General features: G+C 61.3%; 7 protein-coding genes and 5 pseudogenes. 7 read left to right on the top strand and 5 right to left on the bottom strand.

The genetic code is table 11. The annotated features are described in order from the left end of the window. From IWX64_RS08490 to IWX64_RS08475, 4 genes and pseudogenes are all read left to right on the top strand, one after another. Positions 1-353: transposase (locus IWX64_RS08490; RefSeq protein ID WP_196866690.1), on the top strand; the 353-nt coding region annotated here is incomplete at its 5' end. 210 nt (positions 354-563) lie between these two features. Continuing rightward, a pseudogene (locus tag IWX64_RS08485) lies at positions 564-1,061 on the top strand (HNH endonuclease); the annotation flags it as partial. A 142-nt stretch (positions 1,062-1,203) separates the two neighbouring features. Continuing rightward, positions 1,204-1,887, top strand: a complete 684-nt coding sequence (locus IWX64_RS08480; protein WP_196866689.1) for a DNA alkylation repair protein — start codon at positions 1,204-1,206, stop codon at positions 1,885-1,887. A gap of 180 nt (positions 1,888-2,067) precedes the next feature. After that, a complete protein-coding gene (locus IWX64_RS08475; protein WP_196866688.1) occupies positions 2,068-2,916 on the top strand; it encodes an alpha/beta fold hydrolase in 849 nt (282 codons plus the stop codon). 217 nt (positions 2,917-3,133) lie between these two features. Here the strand turns inward: IWX64_RS08475 and IWX64_RS08470 are convergent. From IWX64_RS08470 to IWX64_RS08460, 3 genes and pseudogenes are all read right to left on the bottom strand, one after another. Then, positions 3,134-3,364: pseudogene (locus IWX64_RS08470) on the bottom strand (DUF3140 domain-containing protein); the annotation flags it as partial. A 9-nt stretch (positions 3,365-3,373) separates the two neighbouring features. Then, positions 3,374-5,047 (bottom strand): alpha-amylase family protein, encoded by a 1,674-nt coding sequence (locus IWX64_RS08465; protein ID WP_196866687.1) that lies wholly within the window; start codon positions 5,045-5,047, stop codon positions 3,374-3,376. After that, positions 5,047-6,003 carry a TIGR03885 family FMN-dependent LLM class oxidoreductase gene (locus tag IWX64_RS08460; RefSeq protein ID WP_196866686.1) on the bottom strand — a complete coding sequence of 319 codons (957 nt, stop codon included), beginning with the start codon at positions 6,001-6,003 and terminating at the stop codon, positions 5,047-5,049. The genes IWX64_RS08465 and IWX64_RS08460 overlap by 1 nt, the downstream gene beginning before the upstream one ends. Positions 6,004-6,151: 148 nt before the next feature. Between IWX64_RS08460 and IWX64_RS17285 the strand changes: the two are divergent. Both IWX64_RS17285 and IWX64_RS17280 read left to right on the top strand, forming a co-directional pair. After that, a pseudogene (locus tag IWX64_RS17285) lies at positions 6,152-6,286 on the top strand (NAD(P)-dependent dehydrogenase); the annotation flags it as partial. A 253-nt stretch (positions 6,287-6,539) separates the two neighbouring features. After that, on the top strand, positions 6,540-6,923 hold the full coding sequence (locus tag IWX64_RS17280) for a DUF5956 family protein (protein ID WP_442859043.1): 384 nt from the start codon (positions 6,540-6,542) through the stop codon (positions 6,921-6,923). Between the two features lie 43 nt (positions 6,924-6,966). On the opposite strand, the gene istB is transcribed toward IWX64_RS17280, so the two are convergent. Further along, positions 6,967-7,731 carry an IS21-like element helper ATPase IstB gene (istB, locus tag IWX64_RS08455; RefSeq protein WP_196866700.1) on the bottom strand — a complete coding sequence of 255 codons (765 nt, stop codon included), beginning with the start codon at positions 7,729-7,731 and terminating at the stop codon, positions 6,967-6,969. Then, positions 7,728-9,463, bottom strand: a pseudogene (gene istA, locus IWX64_RS08450) (IS21 family transposase). The gene istB and the pseudogene istA overlap by 4 nt, the downstream one beginning before the upstream one ends. A gap of 152 nt (positions 9,464-9,615) precedes the next feature. Between istA and IWX64_RS08445 the strand changes: the two are divergent. After that, positions 9,616-9,768, top strand: a pseudogene (locus IWX64_RS08445) (NAD(P)-dependent dehydrogenase); the annotation flags it as partial. Positions 9,769-9,803: the final 35 nt, after the last annotated feature.

Genomic DNA, 9,803 nt, shown 5'->3' with positions numbered 1-9,803 from the left:
TGAGGGTTTGGGAAAGCGCGTGGGAGCGCTTCATCCCTTTCCTGGCCTTCCCACCGGCCATCCGGCGGGTCATTTACACGACCAACGCGATCGAGTCGCTGAACTACCAACTGCGCAAAATCATCAAGAACCGCGGCCATTTCCCCAACGATCAAGCCGCCGTGAAACTGCTCTGGCTCTCGATCTGCAACATCGAAGACAAACGCGCCAGGGAACGCCGTAAAAGCCGGAAAACCAACAAAGAATCCACCGGCAACCACCTCGTCGAAGGCGCCTCCACCACCGGCTGGAAACAAGCCCTCGGACACCTCGCCATCACCTACCCTGAACGCCTCGACTACTACCTCAACTAAAAAATGGCCCGCTCACTTACACAAACAACTTGACAGGCCCCCGGCTACGGAATCGTCCCCTCCAGCTGGGCACGCAACCTCCTCAGCACAGAAACCCCGACCAACCCAGCAACCAGCCAGGACAGAACGAAAAATTCGACCGGGTCAGGTCCAACTGGCGGCACTGGCACTGGTCCGAAGGAGCCAACCACGTCCGCCGTACACCGTGCTTTCGACGTCTGGTTACGTCGTCTCTACACGGCACCGAAAACCGGGGACCTGGTGGCAATGGACTCCACGGCCCGGCTCTTCACCAAAGCGCAACGCAGGTTTATCACCGCCCGGGATGACACCTGCCGGACCCCGTACTGCGACGCCCCGATCCGCCATATCGACCACATCATCCCCTGGCATCGGGGAGGACCGACAGCGATCATGAATGGGGCTGGACTCTGCGAAGCGTGCAACCACACCAAAGAACACCCCGGCTGGACTGTAGCCCCCGCACCCGGACCGAGACATCAGCTCAAAACCACCACCCCCACCGGCCACACCTACCACTCCACCGCACCACCCCTACCCGGAGCTGGAGCTGGAGCTGGAATTGGAATTGGAGCTGGCGCCGAGCCGGGGAGAGCCAAACCAGCTATTCGGCCCGATTCCGTCACGCTAGGTATCCGACGCCGTCGGATACGGAAACACGGAAGCCCTCAACCCGGAGCGGCCTGAGCACGGTGCGGTCTGAACCCGGAGCCGCCTGAACATTCACCCGCGGAGTAGTCTTGATCGTCCAACAGCGGAACGTCGACCGACAGATGTCCACGCTGAACCGTACTCACGCTGAAACGTCCACCCTGACCAGGAGGCTGCAATGACAGCAACCACATCGGCTGCGACTCGTGACGAAGTGCTCGCCGAACTCGCCTCGCTCGAAGACCCGAAGATCAAAGCGGTGAACGAGCGGCACGGTGACGATCACGCGGTCAACCTGGGAAAGCTGCGTGCCGTCGCAAAGACCCTCAAGTCCCAACATGATCTTGCCCGTGACCTCTGGGCTTCCGATGACACGGCTGCACGACTGGTAGCTCTGCTGATCTGCCGCCCGAAGGCTTTTGACCGAGACGAGTTGGACTCTATGCTGCGCGAAGCCCGCGCACCCAAGGTGCACGACTGGCTGGTGAACTATGTGGTCAAAAAGAGTCCTCATGCCGAAGACCTCCGGATAACCTGGTCAGCGGATCCTGACCCGATCGTCGCAAGCGCGGGCTGGGCGCTGACTTCGGAACGAGTGATTAAGAACCCAGATGCTGTCGATCTGCCGGCGTTGCTCGATGTCATCGAAGCGGAGATGAAAGACGCGCCGGACCGACTGCAATGGGCCATGAATCGCTGTCTGGCCATGATCGGTATTGAACACCCCGCTTATCGCGCCCGTGCACTCGCTATTGGTGAGCGCCTGGAGGTGCTGAAGGACTATCCCACTCCCCCGAACTGCACATCGCCGTTCGCGCCTAGTTGGATCAATGAGATGGTGAGCCGACAGGTGGGCAAATAACAAATGGCCCCCGCAGGAGGAGCGGAAAGAGCTCGCCCACCGGCCGTTGGGGCGGCGAGTGGCTGCCGGAGCGTGCACGTATTCCCATGAGTGTTGCGAAGGTTACCGGCGAGTAGCTATCGTGTGTGCGGTGCACGCTCCCGCCCGGGGAGCTTCGATGATACGAAGAGGTTTCAGCGCATGCCGCACCGTTTTTCGACATTCCTTGCCACTGTTGCCCTGCTTGGCGGAAGCCTGGCCGGGGCGCCTCCTGCCCTAGCCGATACAGTGGACATCTCCCCGCCCGGGGCGAACAACTGGTCCTGCCAGCCGAGTGCCGAACACCCGTACCCCGTCATCCTCGTGCCCGGAACGTTCGAAAGCATGCTCAAAAACTGGTCTACGCTCTCCCCGGTCCTCGCCGGGCAGGGTTATTGCGTCTTCGCTCTCAACTACGGCACCACCAATAACATCGATGCCACCGGCCCGGTGGCTGATTCTGCTGCGGAGCTTGGCTCGTTCGTCGACGCCGTGCTGGGTGCCACCGGAGCAGAGAAGGTGGATCTGGTCGGCCACAGCCAGGGCGGCATGATGCCGCGCTACTACATCGGGTTCCTCGGCGGCGCCAAGAAGGTCAACCACCTCGTCGGAATCGCTCCCTCCAACCATGGCACCGAGGGACTACTCGTGCCCGCCGGTGACGACCCGTTGCTCGCTGCGTTTGACTCCAACTTCCTCTGCCAAGCATGCTCCGATCAGCAGGCTGGTTCACCTTTCCTGACCGAGCTGAACTCGATCGGTGACACGGTGAATGGTCCGTCCTACACGGTAATCAGCACGAAGTACGACGAGGTTGTTACGCCCTACACCAGCCAGTTCCTCGAAGGGCGAGCCAGGCAGGTCACCAACATCACCATTCAGGACAAATGCGCGCTGAACCTGATCGAGCATGATCAGGCTCCCAACGATCCAGTGGTGCACCGGCTGGTGTCCCATGCTCTTGCTCAGGATGGCCCGGCGGATCCGACGTTCCAGCCACGCTGTCTGTAGGCGTTCCCGACCAACGGCGCCAGACCTGGTCCAGTTGGCCGACAAGCATGAGTGGACCGTCACGGCTGACGAGGGGCTGCGCAATGTCACTTCCAGGGCCCCAACCGCCGAGCCAAGGATCCGGAGGAATACCGGCTGGCCAGCTGGATGAATGTCCAGCAGGTGAACGGCAAGGCCGGCACACTGCGCGAATGATCACGTCCGAGGACGACTTCAGCGCAAGGTGCCGGTGAACGTAGCCCACCACCGTGCGCATATGTTCAATGTCGGAGTCGGTCAGGTCGGCCTTCTTCGTGGACAGAATCTTGATGATGCGACGGCCGGATGCGTGGCCAACCGATTCTCCGTCGTCGTCCTTCTGGCCGACCTCCTAAGACTCATCCGTGTCCAGCCACTCGTCCAGCTCAGAAGCGGTCATATTGACCGCTTCCTTCCAGTCATCCCACAGCTGCGGATTTCACCAGAGCCGGCCCACCTCAGGAACCTGGACTCGCAGCCAGCGGTACCCGTACGCAGGCAATTCAACCTGCATCTCATCCCCCGCGTGGATGTCGGCCATGGTGTCCTGCAGCAGGTCGGTCAGGATTCCGCCATTTTCGGGTACGTCGCCGTCTTTGAGCTTCACCGATACCTTAGTGGGTTCGGCCCCAAAGTTATGGAAGAGGAAAAGGGAGTTTTCCTCCCAATCACAGCGATGGGCAAGAACAGCGGGATTGGGTGTGTCGATCAGGGAGAAGGAACCCCACCCGAGCTCGGGACACTCCCGATAGCGGCGTATCAGACTACCCATGAAGCCCAGTAACGACGTCGGGTCCCGCCGCGCATCCACCACATTCACACTGTCTTGGGCGAATTTGCCCTCCACCAGCGGCCGAACAAGCTTGTCCGGCGAAGCGGAGGAGAAGCCCGCACTCTCTTCATGCGTCCATTGCATTGGCGTGCGTACCGCCAGCCTGCCCTCGGCGGCCAGGTTCTCCCCCATCCCGATTTCCTCACCGTAGAACAGCACGGGGGTGCCGGGCAGGGAGAACAGGAGCGAGTAGACCATGCGGATGCGCTGCGGGTCGCCGTCGAGCATCGGGGGCAGCCGTCGCTTGAGTCCGCGGTCGTAGACCTGCATGTTCTTCTCCGGACCGAACGCTTCGAAGACCTCCTGGCGCTCTGACTCCAACAGCTTGTCCAGGGTCAGTTCGTCATGGTTGCGAACGAACGTGGCCCACTGGCTGTCGGGATCGATGCCGGGCCGGTCAGTCAAGGTACGGGCCAGCGGCCGCGCATCGCCGCGGGCCAGCGAGAGATACATCTGCTGCATTGTGACGAAATCGAACTGCATGGTGAGTTCGTCCGCGGCATCCCCGAAAAACTCGATCTGCTGTTCGAAGGGCAGGTTCACCTCGCCCAGAAGCACTGCGTCACCGGACCGCCGCGAGAGGAACCGGCGCAGGTCCCGGAGGTAGTCGTGCGGGTCGCCTGTGTGACTATCGATACCCTCGGTTTCCAGAAAGAAGGGAACGGCGTCGACGCGGAAACCGGACAGCCCCAGTTCCATCCAGAAGCCCATCGCCTTGGCGATTTCATCGCGGACGGCCGGGTTGGCCACGTTCAAGTCCGGCTGGTGGGAGTAAAAGCGGTGCAGATACCATTCGCCGGTTTTCCGGTCCTTGGTCCAGATTGAGTTCTCCTGGTCGGGGAACACCACCTCACTTGACGTGTCGGGAGGCGGGTCCGATCGCCATACGTAGAAGTCGCGGTACGGATTGTCTTTGGAAGAGCGCGCCTGCTTGAACCAGGGGTGCTCGTCTGAGGTGTGATTCACCACCAGATCGGCGATAACCCGCATCCCGCGGTCCTTGGCAGTGCGGATGAACTCGACCACGTCGCCCAGCGTGCCCAGCCGCTCGTCAACCCCGTAGAAATCGACGACGTCGTATCCGTCATCACGCTGTGGCGACGGGTAGAACGGCATCAGCCAGACACAGGTGACACCGAGCTCCGCAAGATAGTCCAAGCGCTGGGCAGCGCCGGCGAAGTCGCCGATGCCGTCACCGTTGGAATCGCAGAACGTTTCGATGTCGAGGCAGTAGATGACAGCATTTTTCCACCAGAGGTCAGAGGTGTCCGTGATCCGCATCAGCGCACCTCGGGCAACACGTGTTCGGCGAACGTCTCGATGAATGGTTTCTGTTCGGTTCCGACGTAGTGCAGGTACAGCTCATCGAAACCGAGGTCAGCAAATTCACGAAGCCGCTGGGCGTGCGTGGCGAGATCGGCCGAGATCTGCACGGTGCCCCGAAGCTCCTTCTCGGTAAGGTCCCGGGTAGCCTCCTCAAAGTCGGACGGACGGGCGAGATCCCAGGTGGTCGGCGGCTTCACACAGTTGGAACTCCACTGTCTATGAGCGATGTCCACAGCCTCTTCCTCACTGGGCGCCCAGGACAGGTGCACCTGCAGAATAAGCTTCCCCTGACCTCCGTTGTCCCGGTATGCGTTGATCATTTCCGTCAGTTTTTCGTGCGGCTGGTTCGTGGTGACCAGGCCGTCGGCCCAGCGTGCGCTCCGCGCGGCGGTCTCAACGCTTATCGCCGGCGCGATCAACTGCGGCTTTATTTCCGGCACATCCCAGAGCCGGGCCTGCTCCACGGTGACGAGGCCCCGGTGCGTGACTTCCTCGCCGTCGTGCATTCGCCGGATGATGTCAACGCACTCTTCGATTCGCTGCTGGCGCTCCTCCTTGGGTGGCCAGGGGTCCCCGGTGATGTGCTCATTCAGGTTTTCTCCGCTGCCAAGGGCGGCCCAGAATCGACCCGGGAACATGCTCGCCAGCGTGCCGCTAGCCTGAGCAATGATGGCCGGGTGGTAGCGCTGCCCAGGGGCGGTAACGACGCCGAAACGCAGCCTCGTGGTGGCAAGCGCGGCTCCGAGCCAGGACCAGGCAAACCCAGAATGTCCCTGCACCTTGGACCACGGTTCAAAGTGGTCGGAGCACATTGCGGCGTCGAAGCCGGCCTGCTCCGCCCGCTGGACATCCGCCAGGAGCTGTCCTGGCGCGATCTGTTCGTGGGAGGCATGAAAGCCGATGAGGGGCATGCAGGGGCCTTTCCTTGGGTGGCGCTTGAACGCTTAAGCAGGTCCGTCCTAGTGTGACCGGCAGGCTTAGCAATACCTCTCGAGCGTATCTGTCCTGTAGGAGGCCCTCAAGGGTGCTACCAAAACTTCCAGGTATCTGGAGGAACGCATGAGTGATCAGTACACATTTCAGAACCCCGTGACAAGTTTCCCGGAGATCTCGCCACCCAAGCAGGACGAGCCGGAACCCGCTCTGGACCGCGACCTTGAGCCGCGGAGCGGCCGGGGTGAAGAGTCGTACCGTGTGAGAATGTCAACGCGAGTGGAGACCACTTCCGCAGCCTGACTTGAGCCCACTACCCTTCCCAATCCGACTTGATAGTGGACTAACCGCAGTTTCACTTGAGCCCACCCCACCGCTGATCACCGGTCGTCAGGGCCAGCTAAGTGAGACACTCACTCTCAGGCGCCTAAGGGGCAGAGTTGTAGCTTCGCTCCCTTTTGATGCTGATCCGGTAACTGCTGCTTCCCGTATTAGTCCGGTCATAAGGAGGATCATGTCTACGTTTGATTGGGAATCTGTACGGGTCTCGGTGCCGCCTGCGGGTTGGGTGGAGCTTGAGGACTCGACGTGGGATGCGCTTATTTCTGCGCGAGCAGGAGCGGGCAACGTGTTGAGGCAGGTTCGCGATGGTTCACGGTTTCGTGCTGATGATCAGGAAGTTGTCGACCGCACTATCGATGAGTATCTTGGTGCCGCAGGAATCCCGCCCCGCCCTCGGGGGTACGCGTGGTTCCTGCGGTTACCTCAGGGGATTACGAACCAGCGGGCGTTTCAGCAGGATCTCAATACGTTCATCACGAATAGTGATCCGACAGCTTCCCTTCCTGGGGATCTGAGCGTACTCGTCTCATCGTTTCTGCAGCGTTCGTACTCTTAGGACTGGCCGGCGGGAAGGGTGAAACCCCGACCTAAACTCCTGCTTAGTCATGGGCGAGGTGCTGGTTCCGGGTTTGCGCGAGGCGGTAGGAGTCGGTTCCTGTCTCGATGATGGTTCCTTTGAAGGTGAGCCTGTCAACGATCGCGGCGCAGAGGCGGGGGTCGGTGAAGGTTCTGGTCCATCCGGAAAAGGACTCGTTGGTGGCGATCGCGACGGAGGCTTTCTCTTCGCGCTCGGTGAGGACCTGGAAGAGTAATTCAGCGCCGCGTTTGTCGAGTTCCATATAGCCGAGCTCATCGATGCAGAGCAGGTCAACCCGGCCGTAGCGGGCTATAGTCCGGGCGAGGACCTTGTCATCTTCGGCTTCGACGAGTTCGTTCACGAGCCGGGTGGCGAGCGTGTATTTGACGCGGTACCCCTTCTCGTCGGCTGCAGTCCCTAAGCCGCTCAGCAGGTGAGACTTCCCGGTGCCGGAGTCCCCGATGAGGCAAAGGGGTTGTCCTTTGCGGATCCAGTCGCCGGTCGCGAGAGTGTTGATAGTGGCCTGGTTGATGTTGGGGTTCGCGTCGTAGTCGAAGTCTCCCAACCATTTGTCGCGGGGAAAGTTCGCTGATTTGACCTGTCGTACTGATGAGCGGCGGTCCCGGTCGTCGCACTCGGCCAGAAGCAGCTCAGCAAGGAACCCCTGATAGGAGAGCAGTTCCTTACCCGCGACCGTGAGTGCTTCGCCCAGGACGGCGCGGATGGATGGCAGGCGCATCCGGCGGCAGGATTGATCGACAGCCGCGGTTGCTGCTTCCTCGGTCAGTCCACGCCGTCGGCGCTCTGGTCAGAGGTTGGGTTAGGAGTTCGTCGGGTGAGGAGCTCGTGGTAGCCCGCGACGGACGGCAACGGACGGGTGTCTGGTGGCAGAACGGCAATCACCGCTGCAGGATCGGCCAGTCTGCGTTGCGTGAGACTGATGACCTGCCGTTCACGCGCGGAAGGACGTACCGCGACGGTGCCCTCCAAACCGAGTTCATTAAGGCGATGACGGTCAGAAGTTCCGGGTTCCACCACCGCGGCTGCAGGTTGGAGGCGTTCGGCGGTGATTCGATCGGTGGCGACTCGGCGTGCTTCGACAGCGACTACATCAGCGGTGACAGCCCCGACCGTCAGGGCTGCTTTTATCCCGCTCACAACATCCTTGGTGGTCATCGACCGGTGCAGCAGGAGCACGTTGATCAGCTCCCGAGTCGCTTGGGCATCTCCGTCCGCGCGGCGGGCGGCTGCCCAGAACGCGTCATGCGCGGAGGTGAATGATCCTGAGGCGCGTGCCTGGGCGAGGGCCGTCGAGCCGGGAAACGCGCCGGGTTTGTGGTGGAGGCCTCGAGGTAGTGATCGAGGTCGACGCAGCTGCCATGCCGGGCAACGACCCGGGCATGCCTTGCAATCAAAGTCCGTCCATCAAAGACCAGGACCTCTGATGTTTGCAGGGACACGCGGACGGTCTGTCCGATGAACCGGACCGGAACCGAGTACTTGATAATTCGAACCCGGATCAGCGATGACCGGTCCACCCTCGGCACGAGGACCACGCCGGGGTCGAAGGCCTCGGTCGGTAACGGGTTCAGAAGGGTTCGTTCGTGCGCGAAGCCAGTCCCTATCGTAGTTAGTTTCCCGCTGATCCTATGTCTTTCGTCCTCCTCGTCCCAGACGATGATGCCCGCGTTAAGCTCCGCCAAGGACTCCACCACCGGCACGGGCGTGAGCCGGTTCCTGCGGAACCTACCAACCTCACCCTCAATACCGCCCTTCTCGTGCGCACCCTTGATTCCTGGCTGGCAGTAGAACGCGTCGAACCCGCAATGGGACTGGAAGAGGACCCACCGATCGTTCTCCACGCGGTCACGGGACGTCCCGAGGACCTGCTTCACGGCAGCCGTCAGATTGTCGTACCGGATATGACCGGTGGGGACGCCGCCTATCGTGGTAAACGCCTCAAGATGGCCTTCGATGAACGCCTCCTGCCCCTGAGTCGGATAGACGCGGTGCACGGCTTTGCCGGAAAAGGACAGGCGGAATGCGAAGATATAGCACTTCGTGCGGACCCCAGCCAGTTCAACCCGGACCTCACCGAAGTCGACCTCGGCCTCCGCGCCGGGTGCGCGCTCCTGGGGGATGAACACATCCGCAGTGGACTACCCACCCTCGTGCTCGAGCTCGGGCCGCCGGTTCTTCACACAGTGACGGACTGTCGAATACGACCGATCTACGCCATGCTCATCCACCAACCGATCATGGATGCGCTGAGCGGTATGACGTTGCTTCCGCGGTGCAGTCAGATCCTCCCGCAGCATCCCGTCACTGACCACCTTGAACCGGTCAAGCCTAGGAGCGTTCCTGACCGGTGTCTTTCGTCGTGGAGGTTCCGCCGATGCCAAGGCCTGACGCACAGTCCTCCGCGCGACTCGATACTTCCTGGCCAAGGACCGTATCGAGTCATTGTTGACCCGGGTGTCCCTGCGAATCTGCTCGAATAACTCCACCTTCGACTCCATCGCTGCCTTCCACCATCAGAAACACACTCTGATGAATTCAACGGTGGGGTGGGCTCAAGTGAAACTGCGATTAGTCCACTGGCGAGTCGGATTGGGAAGGGTGGTGGGCTCAAGTCAGGCTGCGGAAGTGGCCTCCACTCAAGCTCCCATAGTCATACCGTGGCACCGGACGGCTGGAGGTCCGGAAGACTCTCATCACGGGAGCGGATTCAGGGATCGGCGCGGCAGTGGCGATCGCATTCGCCCGCGAAGGCGTCGACGTCGCGCTTCCCTACCTGCCTGAGGAGGAAGCCGACGCCGACGCCGACGCCGACGCCGATGAGATTGTCCGCCTTACTAG

Source organism: Arthrobacter sp. CAN_A212, from assembly GCF_015752345.1.
Classification (GTDB): domain Bacteria; phylum Actinomycetota; class Actinomycetes; order Actinomycetales; family Micrococcaceae; genus Arthrobacter_D.
The sequence above is the reverse complement of the archived record's forward strand: the minus strand, read 5'-3'. Positions and strand labels throughout refer to the sequence as shown.

Coding starts and splice junctions, on each gene's coding strand:
- IWX64_RS08480 (WP_196866689.1), top strand. CDS start 1,204: ATGACAGCAACCACATCGGCTGCGACTCGTGACGAAGTGCTCGCCGAA.
- IWX64_RS08475 (WP_196866688.1), top strand. CDS start 2,068: ATGCCGCACCGTTTTTCGACATTCCTTGCCACTGTTGCCCTGCTTGGC.
- IWX64_RS08465 (WP_196866687.1), bottom strand. CDS start 5,047: ATGCGGATCACGGACACCTCTGACCTCTGGTGGAAAAATGCTGTCATC.
- IWX64_RS08460 (WP_196866686.1), bottom strand. CDS start 6,003: ATGCCCCTCATCGGCTTTCATGCCTCCCACGAACAGATCGCGCCAGGA.
- IWX64_RS17280 (WP_442859043.1), top strand. CDS start 6,540: ATGTCTACGTTTGATTGGGAATCTGTACGGGTCTCGGTGCCGCCTGCG.